Source organism: Calidithermus terrae (genome assembly GCF_003574345.1).
In the GTDB taxonomy this organism is placed as follows: domain Bacteria; phylum Deinococcota; class Deinococci; order Deinococcales; family Thermaceae; genus Calidithermus; species Calidithermus chliarophilus.
The window spans coordinates 1-16,953 of the sequence record NZ_QXDL01000081.1 but is presented as its reverse complement, the minus strand read 5'-3'; the positions used below and the strand labels follow the sequence as shown (position 1 = coordinate 16,953).

General features: G+C 65.4%; 20 protein-coding genes, 2 tRNA genes and 2 pseudogenes. 10 read left to right on the top strand and 14 right to left on the bottom strand.

The genetic code is table 11. The annotated features are described in order from the left end of the window. Positions 1-382: pseudogene (locus Mterra_RS10750) on the bottom strand (S41 family peptidase); the annotation flags it as partial. Next, complete coding sequence (locus Mterra_RS10745) at positions 379-1,833, bottom strand: 2-phosphoglycerate kinase (protein ID WP_119315189.1); 1,455 nt, start codon at positions 1,831-1,833, stop codon at positions 379-381. The pseudogene Mterra_RS10750 and the gene Mterra_RS10745, both read right to left, overlap by 4 nt. Before the next feature lie 181 nt (positions 1,834-2,014). Between Mterra_RS10745 and Mterra_RS10740 the strand changes: the two genes are divergently transcribed. Further along, positions 2,015-2,089, top strand: a tRNA-Cys gene (locus Mterra_RS10740). Positions 2,090-2,103: 14 nt separating this feature from the next. Then, positions 2,104-2,180 (top strand) — tRNA-Val (locus Mterra_RS10735). Positions 2,181-2,253: 73 nt separating this feature from the next. Here Mterra_RS10735 and Mterra_RS10730 read toward each other — a convergent pair. The 12 genes from Mterra_RS10730 to Mterra_RS10675 form a co-directional block, all read right to left on the bottom strand. Beyond that, positions 2,254-3,345 carry a tyrosine-type recombinase/integrase gene (locus Mterra_RS10730; RefSeq protein ID WP_170159629.1) on the bottom strand — a complete coding sequence of 364 codons (1,092 nt, stop codon included), beginning with the start codon at positions 3,343-3,345 and terminating at the stop codon, positions 2,254-2,256. Positions 3,346-3,490: 145 nt separating this feature from the next. Continuing rightward, positions 3,491-3,721 carry a hypothetical protein gene (locus tag Mterra_RS10725; protein WP_119315187.1) on the bottom strand — a complete coding sequence of 77 codons (231 nt, stop codon included), beginning with the start codon at positions 3,719-3,721 and terminating at the stop codon, positions 3,491-3,493. Between the two features lie 197 nt (positions 3,722-3,918). Next, entirely contained in the window at positions 3,919-4,158 is a 240-nt protein-coding gene (locus tag Mterra_RS10720) for a hypothetical protein (protein ID WP_119315186.1), read from the bottom strand. Continuing rightward, complete coding sequence (locus Mterra_RS10715) at positions 4,155-4,421, bottom strand: hypothetical protein (RefSeq protein WP_147372689.1); 267 nt, start codon at positions 4,419-4,421, stop codon at positions 4,155-4,157. Before Mterra_RS10715 ends, Mterra_RS10720 begins: the two co-directional genes overlap by 4 nt. Beyond that, complete coding sequence (locus Mterra_RS10710) at positions 4,402-4,827, bottom strand: hypothetical protein (RefSeq protein ID WP_147372687.1); 426 nt, start codon at positions 4,825-4,827, stop codon at positions 4,402-4,404. The genes Mterra_RS10715 and Mterra_RS10710 overlap by 20 nt, the downstream gene beginning before the upstream one ends. Positions 4,828-5,017: 190 nt before the next feature. Further along, on the bottom strand, positions 5,018-5,719 hold the full coding sequence (locus Mterra_RS10705) for a hypothetical protein (protein WP_119315183.1): 702 nt from the start codon (positions 5,717-5,719) through the stop codon (positions 5,018-5,020). A 104-nt stretch (positions 5,720-5,823) separates the two neighbouring features. Beyond that, entirely contained in the window at positions 5,824-6,102 is a 279-nt protein-coding gene (locus Mterra_RS10700) for a hypothetical protein (protein WP_119315182.1), read from the bottom strand. A gap of 59 nt (positions 6,103-6,161) precedes the next feature. Continuing rightward, positions 6,162-6,524, bottom strand: a complete 363-nt coding sequence (locus Mterra_RS10695; protein WP_119315181.1) for a hypothetical protein — start codon at positions 6,522-6,524, stop codon at positions 6,162-6,164. Then, complete coding sequence (locus Mterra_RS10690) at positions 6,521-7,660, bottom strand: AAA family ATPase (protein ID WP_119315180.1); 1,140 nt, start codon at positions 7,658-7,660, stop codon at positions 6,521-6,523. The genes Mterra_RS10695 and Mterra_RS10690 overlap by 4 nt, the downstream gene beginning before the upstream one ends. Position 7,661: 1 nt before the next feature. Continuing rightward, positions 7,662-8,345 (bottom strand): hypothetical protein, encoded by a 684-nt coding sequence (locus tag Mterra_RS10685; protein ID WP_147372685.1) that lies wholly within the window; start codon positions 8,343-8,345, stop codon positions 7,662-7,664. 13 nt (positions 8,346-8,358) lie between these two features. Beyond that, a complete protein-coding gene (locus tag Mterra_RS10680) occupies positions 8,359-8,625 on the bottom strand; it encodes a helix-turn-helix domain-containing protein (protein ID WP_119315178.1) in 267 nt (88 codons plus the stop codon). Positions 8,626-8,698: 73 nt separating this feature from the next. Further along, complete coding sequence (locus Mterra_RS10675) at positions 8,699-9,346, bottom strand: hypothetical protein (protein WP_147372683.1); 648 nt, start codon at positions 9,344-9,346, stop codon at positions 8,699-8,701. A gap of 477 nt (positions 9,347-9,823) precedes the next feature. Here Mterra_RS10675 and Mterra_RS10670 point away from each other — a divergent pair, with 477 nt between their 5' ends. The 8 genes and pseudogenes from Mterra_RS10670 to Mterra_RS10635 form a co-directional block, all read left to right on the top strand. Further along, entirely contained in the window at positions 9,824-10,666 is an 843-nt protein-coding gene (locus Mterra_RS10670) for a glycosyltransferase family 2 protein (protein ID WP_119315176.1), read from the top strand. A gap of 434 nt (positions 10,667-11,100) precedes the next feature. Beyond that, a complete protein-coding gene (locus Mterra_RS23585; RefSeq protein ID WP_338025077.1) occupies positions 11,101-12,516 on the top strand; it encodes an HD-GYP domain-containing protein in 1,416 nt (471 codons plus the stop codon). Between the two features lie 20 nt (positions 12,517-12,536). Beyond that, positions 12,537-13,016 (top strand): DUF5317 domain-containing protein, encoded by a 480-nt coding sequence (locus tag Mterra_RS10660; RefSeq protein WP_119315174.1) that lies wholly within the window; start codon positions 12,537-12,539, stop codon positions 13,014-13,016. A 91-nt stretch (positions 13,017-13,107) separates the two neighbouring features. Further along, the gene (locus Mterra_RS10655) at positions 13,108-14,115 is read left to right on the top strand and encodes an isocitrate/isopropylmalate dehydrogenase family protein (RefSeq protein WP_119315173.1); all 1,008 of its coding nucleotides are present in this window, start codon (positions 13,108-13,110) and stop codon (positions 14,113-14,115) included. Between the two features lie 204 nt (positions 14,116-14,319). Beyond that, the gene (gene pilM, locus Mterra_RS10650; protein WP_119315172.1) at positions 14,320-15,459 is read left to right on the top strand and encodes a type IV pilus assembly protein PilM; all 1,140 of its coding nucleotides are present in this window, start codon (positions 14,320-14,322) and stop codon (positions 15,457-15,459) included. Beyond that, complete coding sequence (locus Mterra_RS10645; RefSeq protein ID WP_245971596.1) at positions 15,452-16,156, top strand: flagellar protein FliT; 705 nt, start codon at positions 15,452-15,454, stop codon at positions 16,154-16,156. The genes pilM and Mterra_RS10645 overlap by 8 nt, the downstream gene beginning before the upstream one ends. Then, complete coding sequence (locus tag Mterra_RS10640) at positions 16,146-16,724, top strand: type IV pilus inner membrane component PilO (RefSeq protein ID WP_245971595.1); 579 nt, start codon at positions 16,146-16,148, stop codon at positions 16,722-16,724. Before Mterra_RS10645 ends, Mterra_RS10640 begins: the two co-directional genes overlap by 11 nt. Beyond that, positions 16,721-16,953: pseudogene (locus Mterra_RS10635) on the top strand (competence protein); the annotation flags it as partial. The gene Mterra_RS10640 and the pseudogene Mterra_RS10635, both read left to right, overlap by 4 nt.

Genomic DNA, 16,953 nt, shown 5'->3' with positions numbered 1-16,953 from the left:
CTTCAAGGAGGGGGAGGTGAGGGCTCGAGGGCCCTCGAGCCCTCACCTCCCCCTCCTTGAAGGGCAGGGGGTAGCACTGCATCCCCTCGAGGTAGTACCGGGCCTCCTCGGGACTCAGGAAGCGGGTGTGCTGGTCGTCGAGCTCGTCGTACATGGCGGTGATGAGCCCGTACAGCTCGCCCCAGCTCCGCACCTCGGGAAGGCGGGCGCGGTACTTCGCCCCCACCGCCCCCCAGTCCACCCCGTTGTAGGCGCTGTCCCAGTAGCGCTCCTGGACCAGCCGCCAGGCCTGCTCCAGGCGCAGCGCGTAGCCGTCGGGCTGGGCGAGGGCGCTCGCCAGGAAAAGGCCCAGGGCCAGCCAGCGGAGCGTCGCGCCCCTCAAGCGGCCCCTCCCCTGCCCCGCACCTCGGGGAGGGTCTGGCGGTAGGCCTCCTGCATCCGCTGGACGATGACCTCGAGGCACTTCTCGATGGCCTGGTCCAGGTCCTCGCCCGGGATCACCGGGATGCGCGCGCTGCCCGCGAGCTCGACGAGGTGGTTCTGGATCATGCGGATCTCGTCGAAGTGCCGCAGGTAGTCGGTGCGCGGGCGCTTGCCCTGGGTCTCCTTCTCGCGCAGGGTGAAGCGGTCACGGTGGATGGTCTCGTCGTTGACCACCAGCATCAGCGGGATCTGGATCACCTCGCTCTGCCAGGGGTGGGAGAGGTAGCCCGGCACCACGTGCACGCCCTCCACCACCAGCGAGGTGCGTTCCTGGGCCCCGCGCTCCTGGATGGCCCGCAGCCCCACCGCCACCCGCGCCACCTGGTCGCGGAAGCCCTGCAGGATCAGCGAGTCGTCGGGCTGGGCCTGCTTGGGCAGGGCCAGGGCGGTCCAGGCGTCGAAGCTGCTGGTGTGCAGCGTGGGCACTAAGTCGGCGGGCACGGTGGCCCGCAGGATCTCGCGGATGGTGTCGGTGGAGATCAGCCGGGTGATGCCCAGCCGGTAGCTCAGGGCCGAGGCCAGCAGGCTCTTGCCGGTGCCGGTCACCCCGCCGATCAGCAGGTGGATCGGGCGCACCGTGCGCTTGATCGAGCGCAGCGTCTGGTAGCGCAGGGCGATGTCCTCGCCCGCCTCGTCGGTGAGCAAGAGCATCACCATCTCGCGCAGCCTCGAGCGGCTGACGATGCCGTCGCCCTCCTCGCGCAGCCGGCCCTCCAGGATGCGGGCCAGGCGGTAGGCCGCGTCCGGGGCCAGGCCCGCCTCCATCATCGACTGGGCCACGACCCCCTTGGAGAAGGGCACCCGGGGCTCCCCCTCCGCCTCCTCGACGAAGAGCTCGCCCGCGAGGTTGTGCCGCCCGACGTAGCGCTTGCGGGCCGAGCGGCCGTAGCGGCGCTCCACCTCGCGCACCACCCGGCGCTCGAGCTCCTCCGCCGTGATCTCGGTGAGGCCTTCCTGGCGCATGTCGGTCTCGAGCGCCTTCGCCAGGGCGTAGGCCTCCTTGAGCGCGAAGCCGGCGTCCTCGAGGCTGCGCGCCAGCACCCCTTTGGAGAAAGGCCGCCGCCGGTAGCCCTCCTTGACCAGGATGTCCTCGAAGGTGTGGGTCTGCTTGCGCAATTTGGCGGCCAGGTCGGCCCCGAAGGCCCGCTCGACCTCGCTCACCACCAGCCGCTTGAGCGCGGCGGCGGAGATCTCGGACTTCTTGCGGGCTTTGAGCCGCTCCTCCACGGTGTGGGACACCGACATGGCCGCCTCCATGCCCATGCCGGCGTTCATCAGGGTCTCCGTCAGCAACCCCTTGGAAAAAGGCCAGCGATACCCCCTCGGGGTCTTGACGAAAAGCTCGCGCACGGTTGCAGTATACGGCGGCTCACTCATGAGGAAGGTGGAGTCTGACGGCTTTTGTGCCCCGCCCAGGGCTGCTCGGCCTCAACCCTGAGCTTTTTCGTTGACACCCTCGAATCCCTGTGCTAGGGTATCGGATGCCGGTCCCCGAGGCAGGCCGAGCCGGGGACGAACTTGGGCACGACAGGGCGCCGTAGCCAAGTGGTAAGGCAGAGGTCTGCAAAACCTCGATTCGCCGGTTCGAATCCGGCCGGCGCCTCCAAAGCAGGGATGCATGGGCGCGTAGCTCAGATGGCTAGAGCACTACCTTGACACGGTAGGGGTCGTTGGTTCGAGTCCAATCGCGCCCACCACGTTCCCAACGAGAAAACCCCCTTATGCAAAGAGTGCATAAGGGGGTTTTTGGTGCAACCGTGGTGCAACGCGCTAGTTCAGGGTGCGCGGGGTGGGGTTCAGCAGCTCGCTCAGGGGCACGGCCACCTCTTCGAGTTCCCACGCCGCTACCGAGCGGTAGATGTCCAGGGTGATCGAGGGCCGGGCGTGTCCCAGCCTGCGGCTCACCAGCTCGATTTGCCGGGTCTTCTGGGCGAGTAGCGTGGCGTGGGTGTGGCGCATCATGTGCGGGCTCAGGTGGGGCAGCGTGGCCGCTTCGATGGCCCGCTTCACCTCTTCCTCGGGCTGTCCCTGCATGGCCTTCCGAATCTCCTTGGCCCGCTTGCGGTTGTGGGTCTTGATGATCTGGGCCATATCCCGGTTCACGTTGCGCGGGTGCAGGGGGTGGCCGGTGCTCGAGGGGAACACCAGCCCCGAATCGTGCCACTCTTTCCCCAGCAAGCGGCGCTCTTCGGCTAGCTTGCCCCGCCATTCCCCCAGCACGGCGGCCACGTCCGGGCCGAAGCCCACCACCCGGCGGCTGTTGCGGGTCTTGGGGGGGCCGATGTGGACACCGCCCTTGTCCGGGGTTAAGGTCTGCTCCACCCGCAGGGTGCGGGCCTCCAGGTCTATGTCCACCCAACGCAACCCTAGCAACTCCTCTCGCCTCAAGCCGGTGGCAAAGCCCAGGTAGAACAGCGGGTGCAGCCGATAGGGGCGGGCCACCTCGAGGAAGCGGGCCACGGTAGCGGCGTCCCAGGCTTTGACCTTGCGGGTCACGGGGGCGGCCTCCAGCTTCACCGGGCGGGCTACGTTGCGCGGGATAAGCTCCATGACCACGGCGCGTTCAAGGGCGGCCTCGAGGGTGCTCAGCACCTCACGGCGATAGGAAGGGGCTAACTCCTTGGCCTCCAGGGCGCGGGCGAAGGTGTGGACGTGCCCCGGCCTCAGCTTGCGAAGCTCCATGCTCCCCAGGTGTTGGGTGATGTGCTTGGCGTGGGCCTCGAGCTTGAGCCGGTAGGTGGGCGCGGCGCGGGTGGCCTTGGCCTCAACCCAGGTCTTCATCCACTCGCCCACCGTCAGGCGTTCGTGCGTGGCTAGCATCCCCTGGGCGGCAGCTACCTGAAGTTCACGGGCCTTCTGCATGGCCTCTTCCGGGGTGTGGCCCGTCACCCGGCGGCGGTCAAGCTTCCCATCCGGGCGGCGGCCCACGGTTACTTGAACGCTCCACGAATCCCCGCGCTTCACCGGCTTGGAGCCAAGCCCGTTAGCCCGCTTGCGTGGTTCTGGTTTACTCCTGCTCATTCCCCACCCCCATACCCAGGGCCTTCAGCCCGGCCTCAAACACCTCACCCCGCTGCTTCGTGCTCATGGACTCGAGCAGGGCGGCCACCGGCTTCCGCAGCCGCACCCGCACCCTCGGGTTAACCTCATCGGCTTCCAGCGCCTCGACCCCGAGGGCCTTTAGGCGGCGCTCTTTGGGCGGCCTCACCCGGCTAACGTGGTGCTCTTTGTTCGCCATATGAGCATTCTAGCATCGTAGGACTCAATGAAGATACTTCCCTTAATCTGTATTAAGGGAAATATGCTCTCCCCAGAGGCACCAGCCAGGAAACCCGTCCAGGACGGTGCTCAGCGCTCGAGCCCGTAAAATGGTTTTTAAGGCCCCTCGTAGAGAGGGGCCGGTGTCTACCCTTGGGGATTCCGGGCGGGAACGGGTCACTCCCAAGCCGCCCACCGAGGATTTGAAAGGTTGAGGTACAGGGTAAAGCCCTGGGCGTAGGGGTTGGACTCCAGGGCCTCAGCAAGAAGCTGGTGGTACAGGGCGGCTTCTGCATCGCTGAGGGTGGTGGGTGCGTCCTCACCCTCAACGGGCTCGGGGCGGTAGGTGACCACGATCACGCGGGGTTGAGGGGTTAGGCGGGATTCAAGGGATTCGATGCGGGATTCGAGGCTCATAGGATTTTCCTCAGGGGCGGTTGTTTTAGAGCGGCCTCGAGGCTACTCAAACGGGCCTCGAGGTCGCCCTGCTCGGTGGCTTTGAGGTAGGCCCCGGCGGCAGTTGCCAGGGCGCTGACGGCCTTCAAGCGCGTGTGCTCGTCGAGAAGCCGGTTCTGGGCGATGCTCTCGGCTTCGACCAGCACCGACCACAACACGGCGCGCAACTGTCCAAGATCGCCGGGTTTACGGCGGCGCAAGCGCTTAGGTTTCGGCGTGTCCATCGGCATACCTCAAGGGTACCCCCTCCCCCACGGCAGAACCCAAGGCCAGCAGCACCAGCAGCGCGGCCAAAGGTAGCCGGGGGTTCCTGCGCCACCTCGAGACTAGCTCGAGAAGCAGCGGGCGGGGGTCGGAAGGTGGGCGAGGCAAATCACCGGGCCATGTCCCCAGATCGCCCTGTTCGGCCCGCTCGAGCACCGGCAGGACGGCATTGCCCCAACTCTCCCAGGCGCGAAGTTCGTCCTCGAGGTCGGCCAGATCGCCATCAACCTCGATGGGGCCAAAGCGCTCGAGCGCTCCAGCAGGAACGGAGTCCAGGGCGGTGCGGAACCGAGACCAGAAGGCACCCCAAGCCGCACTGTGGGAGCTACGGGCGTGGGCCTCGAGTTTGCTCAAGCGGTTGTTCATAGGTCGCTCACCTCGAGAGAGAGCGGCAAAAGCACAACGCCGGTCGGAGTCTGGACGGACAAAAACGGCTCTCCATCCGTTCCAACCTTAGCGATGGCGGCAAGCAGGGCATCGGCAAGGCCAGCCTCGAGGACAAGCTTGAGCAGATCAAGCCTGAGAGCCAACTGAGGGAATTTGCGTTCGGGGCGGTTCATATCGAGCGGGCGGGGTCAGGAGCGGGCACGGCTGCGGGCTGTTGTGCGCCGGGGCGGGACAGAAGTGTGTCCAGGACGTAGAGGGAGACATCCTCGGGACTCGAGGGCGGCGAGTAGTCCCAGTTTTTGCCCTCGAATGAGGGACGCTCGAACGCGTTGGTGGGCTGAAGGCCGGGCGGTAGCTGGAGCAGGGCGCGGCCATCAGGGCCAAGCTCGGCCAAGGCGCGCTGTAGAGCGTCGAGGCGCTTAGAGTTTTCGGCGTCACCGCCAAGGTGGGGCCACGGGCCGGGCTCGAGGGCGGCGAATGTGGCAAGCCAGCGCTCACGGCTCTGACGCCAACGGTGGATGATGCCGGGGGCCTGACGCTGGAGCTGGGCAACAGCCTCGGCAACGGCGTCGAGCAGGTCTCGAAGCCCATCCCGGTGTTGCTGTATCTCGGCGGCGATGCCACGGGCCCGCTCGAGTAACTCCTGCCGGTGCTCACGGCGCTGCTCCTCGGCAATGGCGTTCTGGACGGTGCTAATCTCCTGCTCGAGGGAAGAAACCAAATCCTGGGCGGCTCTAGTACGGGTGAGGTAGTTTAGTTTCTCGTGCAGGTCGTCGGTTTGGGCAGCTTTGGTTTTGGCAGCCTCGAGTTCGCTGCGTGCCTCGGCAAGCTGGGCCTGTAGGGTGGTGAGTTTGCTGTTCAGGTCGTTCATTTAGGCTCCTCAAGTCGTAGAAGGTGGCTCTGGGTCGGTGTGGGTGCGCTCCATCCCCGCACCAGCCGGGCGGGGGACGGGCTGGATGCAGGTGCGGGCTCACGCTAGGCGTCCATCCTGGGGGCGGCTTGTATCTGGTGGCTACGCAGCAGTATTTCCTCGAGCTGCCTTGCCACGCGCCCGAACGCGGGCAGTGCCTCGGGTGGGGCGGGGGTACCGCTTTGCAGCGCGTCCAGCACCCGCAGTACCCCGATTCGCTGGTCTACAAACCTGGACAGCAGGTCGGGCCGGTCGTGCACCAGTAGCAGCACTTGGTCGTTTAGCGCAAGGATGCGCTCCAACATCTGGATGAGTCGCGTATCGTTTTGGTTCGGCTTTTGCATGGCTTACCTCTCGATCTGGTGCAGCAGTTCGGCGGCGTGGGTGGTGGTCAGGCGCGGGGTCACGTTGGTACTCCTTGCCGGGCAGGGGCCGGTTCAGCACCGGCGGGGGTGCTCCTGCGGGCCACAGCTACCCGCTCCAGCCGTGGCGGGTTGCCGGGCCATTGAGCCAGCACCTCCACCGCCTGCTTGGGGGTGGGGTAGAGCCGGGCCAGCTCGGCCAGGGCCTCGGCCAGCTTGCGCTCGAGGGTGAGCCGGGCCATACCCGGAAAGCGGGCATGCGCCTCGAGGTCTCGGGCGGTGGGCCAGGCGGTGACCAGGGTTGTTTCACCGTCAACCCTGATCACCAGCAGCGGGGGTTGCAGGGCCTCGAGCTTTTGGGCGATGGGCTTGACGCGGGCGGTCAGGGCGTCCCAGGGGGTCACACTTCCACCTCCCACCCCTCGGGCTCGGGCTCGGGTGTTTCGGATACTCGGATACCGCTGGATACCGACTCGGTATCCAAAACATTACCCGTCTCCAACGGGGTTTCTCCCGTTTCGGATACTTCGGATACCGGTTTCCTCACCCGGTATCCAACCGGGTGACCCTGCCCCGATAGTTGCACCTTCTCCACCGACCCCGCCAGCCGCTCGAGGGCGGCCGTAATCGCCTTGTCCTGAGGGCGCTTGGAGAGGTTGAAGCGCTCCGCAATGAGCTGCACGAGTTCGGCCCGGCTCACCACCACCCCGGCGCGTTGCTCTAGGTGCTCCTGCACCGCTCGGGCGGCCTTGTCGGTGCGGGTATCGGCGTAGCCTTCGGGTAGCTTGGTCTCTTTCAGCGCGAAGCCGCTGGAGAAATCCAATTCCAGCCCGAAAGGCTCGGGCAGGACGGCGAAGCTCAGCTTCGTGGTCTCCCACTTCAGGACGTGACGCCCCTCGACCTCACGCGGGGGGACGCGGGTGAGGATGTGCACGGCGCGGGCCTGAGCCTGCTTGCTCTGAGAGCCCATGATGCCCCGCGCCCCGGCCTGCTCACCCGCCATGACCTTAGGCAGGTGATCCACGAGCACCACGGCGGCCCCGGTGCTGTGGGCCAGTTGCCGGAGGTGCCACAGCGGAACCATCACTTGATTGAGCTTGTTGGGGTCTATTGCGCCGAACGCAGCCATGAAAGAATCGATGACCACCAGCCCGGCCCCGGTGGCCCTGACCCGCTCGTCTAAATACTCAAGCTCGACGTCGCCCAGGCCGAAGGTGTTGGCATCCGGCTCGAGCAGGGTGATGCATTCGCCTTTCCCGTCGGGGTGGGCGGCCTGGTGGCGTTCAAACCACATCCGAAGGCCCCGGCCTTGGCTTGGCGCGTCAAAGTCCACGTAGATCGAGGGGGCCTGCTCCAGCTCCCGCCCCAAAAACTCCCCCTTGGGGCGGCTGAGTTGCCAAGCCAGGGCCGAGAGGATGGCGGTCTTGCCTTGCCCCGGTAGGCTGCCGAGGATGGTTAGGTACCCCTTCGGGATGAGCCCCGGCACCAGCCAAGGGATCGGCTCGAGGGGGGCAGTGAGGTCTATGGCTTGTAGTGGCATCTCACTTACCCCCTTTGCCGAGTTTTGGGGCACCGCTACCCCCCAGCCGGGGAACCCCAGTATCCTGATATCCCAAATGCCCCTTTTGCTGTCCAGGACGCGTAATGTTTTGGATACCGGTCGAGTATCCGGCGGTATCCGAGTATCCCAAATCAGAGGGTGGCAGATCGCGCGGGTGCTCGGTGCCCTTGGCCCAGGCCCGGCGGGTGGTGGATTGGGCCTCTTGGTGAGACAAGCCGGTAACTAGCGCGGCCTGCACCAGCTCGTCAAGCACCCGCTGCTCATCGAGGCCCAGGTGCTCGAGCCGACCAAGCCCAAAAGCAGCCGCGCTCAGGACGTTGTTTCGCTGCCCCACGGGGGCAGATTGCACGTCCAGGACGGCTCTGGCAAGCGCAGCCTCGGCGTAGGCCCGCTCCCTATCGCGGGTGGTAGCCCGCTCCCAGCGCGGGCGGGGGTCGGGGTGCTCAGGATCAAGGGCGGCTAGGCCGTGGTAGGCCACGAGCCGCACCTCGGCGGCGTCGAGCAGGTAGCCCTCGCCGTTGGCGGGGTTGTAGGCGGTGAGCAGCACGCCCCGCTCGAGCAGATCGGGCGGCGGGGTCTCGGTGGCGAAGCCCTCAGCCTCGAGCACGGCGCGGGCCTGCTGTAGCGCTTCAGGCGATATAGTGATATGCTTGCTGTAGCGCACAGTCCACCTCCCCCTAGCGCCCCCCGCCAGCCCCGGCGGGGTTTTTCGCCGCACGTGCGGCAGCCAGGGCCTCGCGGCGGATATCCCGCCCCTCGCGGGCGGCGCGCTCGAGGTAGGCCTCGAGGTCATCCCGCCGAATGAGGTAGCGCGCCCCCACCCGCACGCACGGTAGTAGGCGGGTGAGCCCGTAGGCGGTCTCCCGGCCCAGGCCGTACTCATGGCGCAGGGCGGCCACGTCCAGCAGCCTTGTTTCCGTATCGGCTTGCGGTACTCTGCTCATGCCCGCAGGGTGCCAAACAATAAGTACGGCGCGCTAGGGCACGCCGTAGCCGTACTTTTCTTTGTGTATCGGGCTACTCTTTGGGGCGGCCTCGGGGCGTCGGACGGAGGGCCAGGCCCAGTTCCCGCGCAAGGGCCTCTTGAGCGTCCCTGACGGCGCTGCGCCCCGCCTCGAGGTCGAGGAAATCTCTGATCTGCGCGTACCCCCAGCCCTTGCACTGGCGCAGCACCAGCCACACCATGTGCTCGCCCAGGTTCGGCCTGCGCGCCTCTTCCCGCAAACCCTCGGCCTCGGCCCTTTGCCGCACGAACGAGATGTAACGCTCGAGGGCCTCTCTGTACTCCGCTTCGACCCTCAGTCTGAATTCGCTCTCGGACTCGAGGTGAGGGTTCCACTCGCTCACCTCGAGCCGAAACGCCGCGTTCAGTACCCGGAAGAAATCGCCCCGGCCCAGCAGCGGCCAATCGTCCTCGGGCTCGGGGGCGTGCTCCCAGGCCCTAAACGCCCAGAACGCCTGCTCATACGCCTCTCGGTGGTGGAGCCACCAGCGTTTTCCCCAGGCCATCAGTTTGTCGTATAGCTCCAGGATGGCCCCGTCGCAGTCGGTGTGCAGCAGGTCGGAGCGGATGGCCTCGGCCCAGCCCTCGAGGTTGTCGTAATCCGCACCCCCCAGCCCGGCCCAGTTCAACCGCCGGTAGAGCGGGAAGACCCGCGCCTTCAAGTCCTCGATGACCTCCGGACAGACTTCGCTAACCGCCCGGAACAGTTCTGTCCAGGTGTCCGTTTTGCGTTGATCGGGTGAGCGGAGCAGTAGCACTTTTTGAAAGCCGGTTCGGGTCAAGTTGCTTCTCCCTCTCCCGGCGCGTAGAATAGAAGGGCCACCGAAGGCTCCCTCGGCCACGTGCCGGGGGTTTTTCTTCTTCGAGTTTAGCACCCCAACCCCCATGTTCTCATGGTGCAACCGTGGTGCAACGGGAAGCCCGGAACGCCCAGGTAAGGGGTGGAAAGTGGCGGGAAGAGCAAACAGAGTTTTAGCGTCCTGGACGTGTATTCTGTGGGGTATCCCGGCATTATACAGAACGCCTTGGAAAGCCTAAAATAGCATTGACACGGTAGGGGTCGTTGGTTCGAGTCCAATCGCGCCCACCAGGAAGCGGGCCGGAAGTCTCCGGCCCGCGCTTTCGTTAAGCTGGGTCCGGTGGAACTCTCAGTCGTCGTGATCTCGCACAACTCCCTCCGCGTGCTGCCCGAGTGCCTCGAGCGCCTGCAGCGCCACTACCCGCACGCCCAACTGATCGTCGTTGACGCCGCCTCGTCCGACGGCAGCCTCGAGTTCGCCCGGCAGTTCCCCGGGGTCAAGGCGTTGAGCGTCGCCAACCGGGGCTACGCTTACGCGGTCAACCGGGGGCTCGAGGCGGCGACCGGCCGCCGCGTCGCGGTCATGAACAGCGACGTGTACCTCGAGGCGGGCGACCTCGAGGCCTTGGGGGCGGCCCTGGACGACCACCCCAAAGCCGTGATGGCCGGTCCCGTCCTCGTGACGCCGCACGGCCGGCCCCAGTCCTTCGGCCCGCTCTACGTCCCTTACTACCTCAACCTCCGGGCGCCTCGAGCGGTGAGCTGGATCTCCGGGGCCCTGATCCTCTTAAAGCGCGAACTGCTGCTCGAGCTCGGCGGCATGGACGAGCGCCTTTTCTTCTACAACGAGGACCTCGAGTGGGGCATCCGCGCCCGCCGCAAGGGCTTCGGGGTGCTCCTGGTGCCCCGCAGAGTCCTGCACTTAGGCGGGGCCTCCACGCCCAACGACCCCCGCTTCATCGCCGAGGGCTACCGCGGCGGGCTGATCGTGAGCCAGACCCACTACCCCTGGCTGCACGGCCTGCACCGGAAAGCGGTGTGGCTCGAGGCGCAGTTAAGGGTGTTACTTGACCCCAACCCCAAACACAAGACGGCCTACAGCCTGCTTTTGAGCCGTCTCGGACAGCAAAAAGACCTGCCCCCTTCCTTTTTGCTGGAAGAAAGCAGTAAGATACACCCGTAACGTTTACGGGGCAGTGGGTCCTCATTGCGAGTGTAGTGCCCCCCTATACTCTTCCGGTGTTCAAATGTCACACCCGACCCGCTGGCTGTAGGTTACGGTCTGGGTGTCTTTTATTACCCAGGCGACAAAAAGCGTGTCCAGAACGCCGTTTTGGCACGGTTTATAGACTCGGTATATATCTTGACCGGGCGCCGTGGTCTTTTTATGATTCTCTCAAGAGAACAGGAACGGAATGGTTCTAGGTTCCTTAGGGAGGATCACCATGAAAAAGCTCGCCTACAAAGTTTTTGCTCTGCTCTCCAGCCTTGTAGCCCTCGGCCTCGCTGCTGGTGCAGACGTTACCTGGAAGTAACCACATACCTTAACAGAGGGGTGCAGGTTGTGATACCTGCACCCCTCTTCATTGAGTTTGGGTTTACACTTCACGGTAGGTCATGTCACGCTACGTCTTGGCGCTACCCCCCCGTGGTGTATTACTTTTCACCATTAGCATAGCTTTAGGATTTATTGCCCTTACAATCGCCTCTTATCAGCTGAAAACCAATACTTCTATTGCTATTGATGGTCTCTCTGGAATGATTCACATCGCATTCTGGAGTTTTTTAATATTTATTGCTTCTAGGACAGAAGTTCGGCTTCCCATTCAAGCAGCCATTTCACACGTTTTTGTCGTCGCGCTAGCAGTTGCTATTCTGTTTCCCCCGTGGATCTCGCCGCTTCTAGCAGCTTTAATGAGGTTTGGCGACAAGCCCGGCAGCGGAACCTATGTCTGGTACAAGGACGTTTTCAACCGGGCCCAAGGTGGGCTGGCGACTGCCGTCGCAGCCATCTTGTGGCACTCCATTAATAGTACGTCCTTAATAGAAATAGAGGGAGTAATTGTTCAGCCGTACATTGCCATTTTAGTAGCGTCAGCCGCATACTTCGTGACCAACGTAGGTGTGGTCGCCTATGTTATACACCTGTCTTCAGGCGTGCCCATTAGGAAGGTATGGCATGAAAATTTCCGCTGGCTTGCCGGGAGCTACTTATTGCTTTCTCCCGTGGCGCTTTTTTTGGCTAACTCATACCAGACACCACTGGTAGGTGGGTGGGGCGGCTTTACAGTCTTGGTTTTTATGCTTCTGCTTTACTTCTCTCGCTTTTACTGGGACGAGAAAGTCAAACTCGAGGACTCCTTCAACGCCACCATCGACACCCTCGTTCAAGCCCTCGACGCCAAGGACACCTTTACCCGGCTGCACTCGGAGCGGGTCGCGGCGATCGCTACGGATCTGGCGCAGGTGAAAGGCCTCGACGAGGCCGACCGGCGCAAGATCGCCTACGGGGCGCGCATCCACGACATCGGCAAGGTGGGCATCCCCGACGACGTGCTGCTCAAGCCGATCCGGCTGACCAGCCAGGAGTTCGAGCTGATCAAGAGCCACACCACCCGGGGCGCCGAGATCCTCAAGCCGGCGGCCCGGTACTTCAAGGAGGTCCTGCCGATCGTGCTCTACCACCACGAGCGCTGGGACGGGCGGGGGTATCCCGAGGGCCGGGCAGGGGACGCCATTCCGCTTTGGGCGCGTATCGTCTGCATCGCGGACGCCTACGAGGCCATGACCGCGGGGCGTTCTTACTCGCCCCCCAAGTCGCCCCAGCGGGCGATGCAGGAGCTCGAGGACCTCGCCGGGGACCAGTTCGACCCGGAACTGGTTAAGCTCTTTAAGGGGATCTGGTTGCAGGACCCCATCTGGAAAGACCGGGAGGTTTTCCTACGCAGCTATACCTCGCCAGTGCCCTCGTTGGACTTGCCCTTGCCCTCGCGCTCCGAGTCCGGCTCAGCGACTTCGCCAAAGTCGGGCTGAAGGCCGGGTGGGTTTTTCTTGTGGGGGCCCTGCTCGAGGCCCTCGTCGGCTTCTCGACCGGCCGGGGGTGGCTGAGCCCCGAGGTGGGGGGGCCGCTGGCGAAGGCGGGCGTGCTGGCGTGCGTGAGCTACGGCCTGCTGGCGAACCTGCGCCTTCGCAGCCTGTGGTTCATCTGGCTGGGCTTCGCGCTCAACACGCTGGTCATCGTGGCGAACCGGGGGCACATGCCGGTGTGGCTCGAGGCCGTCCCGCCCGAAGCCCGTGAGGGCATGGCCCGGCAGCTCACGGCCCGCTCGGACGCGGTGCACTCGCTCATGACCCCGGACACGCCCTTCTACTATTTAGGGGATATCCTCCCCGTCTACTGGGCCAAGAGCGTGCTCAGCCTGGGCGACGTTTACCTGATCATCGGGATCGCGGCGCTGGTGCTCGAGCTGGGCCTCGAGGGCAGGCGGCAGCGGCAGGAGTGGGGCATCGACATCCGCTTCGACACGGACTGAGCCGGGTGGGCGCCGCCGCCGCGGTAGGGGGAAGCCGTTTCAGGAAAATGCGCCCGCGGAAAAGGGCGTAGAATGGCGGCTGGTGATTTGAATGAGCCGCACCTATAAAATCTGTCTGATCGAAGGCGATGGCATCGGCCACGAGGTGATCCCGGCCGCCCGGCTGGTGCTCGAGGCCACCGGGCTGAAGTTCGACTTCGTGGAGGCCGAGGCGGGCTGGGAGACCTTCGAGAGAGTGGGGATCTCAGTCCCCGAGGAGACGGTCGAGAAGATCGCCTCCACCGACGCCACCCTGTTCGGCGCGGCCAGCAGCCCCAACAAGAAGGTGCCGGGCTTCTTCGGCGCCATCCGTTACCTGCGTAAACGCCTGGACCTCTTCGCCAACGTGCGCCCCGCCAAGTACCACCCCGTGCCCGGGGCACGCGAGGGGGTGGACCTCATCGTGGTGCGCGAGAACACCGAGGGGCTCTACGTCGAGCAGGAGCGCAGCTACCTGGGCGGGGAGCTAGCCATCGCCGACACCGTGATCACCCGTAAGGCCAGCTCGCGCATCGGCGAGTACGCGCTCAAGCTCGCCATGACCCGCCCGCGCAAGCAGCTCCACGTGGCCCACAAGGCCAACGTGCTCCCGCTGACCCAGGGGCTGTTCCTCAACACGGTGCTCGAGCAGGCCAAGAACTACCCCGAGGTCAAGACCCAGGACATCATCATCGACAACTGCGCGATGCAACTGGTGATCCGGCCCGAGCGCTTCGACGTGCTGGTGACCACCAACCTCTTCGGCGACATCATCTCCGACCTCACCGCCGGGCTGGTGGGCGGCCTGGGCATCGCCGCCAGCGGCAACATCGGGCTCGACAACGCCATCTTCGAGCCGGTGCACGGCAGCGCCCCCGACATCGCGGGCAAGGGCATCGCCAACCCCGCCGCCACCATCCTCTCCGCGGCCATGATGCTCGACCACCTGGGCGAGCACGAGGCCGCGCGGCGCCTCGAGCGCGCCGTGGACCGGGTGCTCGAGAACGGCCCCCGCACCCCTGACCTCGGCGGCGACGCCAACACCGAAACCTTCGCCAAGGCCGTGGCGGCGGCGCTGTAACGCCAGGTTCGTTAACTTGTTCTTTATACAACCCTTTCCAAAGGCTCAAATCGGCTCCTGGACGAGATCCGTCCAGGAGTTCATTTGACCATTGCAGCCGCAACGGGGTACGTTACACTGATGCAAGCAGAAGGTCCCAGGAATTGCGCTAATGTTATACTCAAATACCGTCCTGGAGACCCATGTTGACCGAAAGGGGGCAGTGTGCGTGAGTTCTTTAGCAGCTTGTTGAAGCCACGGGTCGAGGCCCTGGGCCTCGAGATCGGTTCGGCCAACCTCAAGCTGGTAGAGTTGTCGGGGACACCCCCTACGTTGCGGGGCTTATCCATCCGGCCGACCCCTCCAGGGCTCTTCCAGGAGGGCAACATCGCTGATCCACAGGCGCTAGCCAACGAGCTGCGCGAGATGCTGGCGGAGATCCGTACCCGCAAGCGCTACGTGGTCACGGCGGTGAGCAACTCGGCGGTCATCACCCGCACCTTGCAGGTGCCCAAGATGGCCGCCAAGCAGCTCGAGGAGGCCGTGCGCTGGGAAGCCGAGCGCTACATCCCCTTCCCCATCGACGAAGTGGTGATGGACTATGCGCCCTTGGACCCCCTCGACAGCGTAGCGGAAGGTGAGCAGATGGACGTGGTGGTGGGGGCGGCGCGGCAGGAGACCGTGGCCAGCCTGGTCGAGACCCTCAAGGCCGCGAGCCTCGAGCCCCTGATCATCGACGTCAAGCCTTTTGCCGGGCTGCGCGTGCTCGAGCCGCAGCTCGTGGGCGACGGCGGCCGCGAGCTGGTGACGCTGTACTTCGAGATCGGCGCGGAGTCGAGCGCGCTGGTGCTGACCCGCGGGGAGCGCCTGCTGCTCAACCGCGTCATCAACCTCTCGGGCAAGGACTTCACCGCGGCCATCGCCAAGGCCTTCAACCTCGACAGCACCGCCGCCGAGGAGGCCAAGAAGAACTACGGCCTGGCGACCATCCCCACCGAGGACGAGGACCTGCTCCTCGACTTCGACGCCGAGCGCGAGCGCTTCAACCCGGCGCGCATGTACGACGCCATCCGCCCGGTGCTCGTCGAGCTCACCACCGAGCTGCGGCGCAGCCTCGAGTTCTTCCGGGTGCAAGTCGGCGACCTGGGCATCGACCAGGGCTTCGTGGCCGGGGGCGGCAGCAAGCTGCGCAGCCTGGTGCCGCTGCTGGCCGACACCCTGGGCATCCCGCTGGAAGTGGTGGACCCCTGGAAAACCGTTTCGTACGACAAGAGCCGCTTCGACCCGGACTACCTGCGCGGCCTCTCCGCCGAGTTCGTGGTGCCGGTGGGCTTAGCCATGCGGGGGGTGGGTTCAATTGATTAAGCTCAACCTGCTGCCCAAGACCCTGCGCCGCCGGGTCGAGCCGGGGTGGTGGCGACTGGCCGCCGTCGGCTTCGCCGGGCTGGCGTTGGGCATCACGGCTTACCTCTACTTCTCCACCCTTTCCGAGCGCAACGCGCTGCAAAGGGAACAAGAACAGCTTCAGATCGAGGTCAACTCGTTGCAACGCTTCATCGCCGAACAGCGCCGCCTCGAGCAGCAGCGCACCGAGCTGCAGCAGGTGATCGCGATCCGCAGCCAGCTCGAGCAGAGCAAGGTCAACTGGTCGGACTACCTGGCGGCCGTCATCAACCAGATCCCCCGCTCCAGCAGCGCCCCCAGCGGCAGCGCCTTCGGGGTCAACCTCAAGAGCATCGGCACCAAGCTGCTCACGCCCGCCGAGTCCCAGACCGCCGCCCAGAGCGGGGCCTACGACGGCAAGAGCGCCCGGGTGGAGTTCGACCTGCGCGGCGAAGCCCTCAACGAGCGCGAGCTGATCCGCTTCGTCGATGCCTTCGAGTCCTCACCGCGCTTCGGCATCAACTTCCGCGACTCCAGCCTCGACCTAGAGCGCGGGGTCTACACCTTCTCCGCCACGGTCGGGCTGGTGGACAGCGTCCCGGGCGCGCAGCCCGCGCCCGGCAGCACCGGCTCCGCCCCGCAGGGCAGCGCCACAGGAGGTGGACAAGGTGCTCGCTAGGTTCGGCCAACGCGAATGGGCCATCATCATCATCCTGGCCTCCTTTTTGCTGGCCTTGGGGCTGTACTTCTTCCTGGTTCAACCCATGCGCTCGGAGATCGGCCTGCTGCGCAGCCAGATCGCCGAGCTCTCGGTGCAGCGCGACCGCGGGCGGGCGGCCGAACGGGCGCTGCCCCAACTGCGCGCGACCATCCTCGACCTCGAGCTCCAGCGCCAGCGCTTCTTCCGCGAGCTGCCCCCGCAGGAGGACCTCTCCCAGGTGCTCACCCTCCTCACCCAGCTCGCCCGCCGCAGCGGGGTCACGCTCAAGACCATCGGGCGCACCACCGGCGGCAGCGAGGTGGCCGGGGTGCGCACGATCAACCTGGCGATGCAGGTCGAGTCGCCCTTCCCCGAGCTCTTCACCTTCCTGAAGCAGCTCGAGAACCTCCAGCGCTTCGCCACCGTCGCGGGCCTCAACCTGACGGTGGGCGCTGAGAGCAGCAACCCCACCATCAACAGCAGCATGACCATGACCGTCTACGTCTACACCGGTCAGGCCGCGGCGCCGCAGGGAGGGCAGCAATGAACCAGCTCGGCAACACCCTCCGCAAACTCCCCCAGTCCACCAAGGTGGCCCTGGCGGGCCTGCTGTTCGCCGGGCTCGTCGGGGTGTGGTACCTGGTGGCGAGCCAGGTGGGGCAGCCGGCGGACACCGCGGTCACGCCCACCACCCCCGTGACCCCTCCGGAGGGAACCGTCCCCGCGCGCTCGCTCGAGGTCGTGCCGCTGCCTTTCCTCAAGGCCGAGGCCACGCC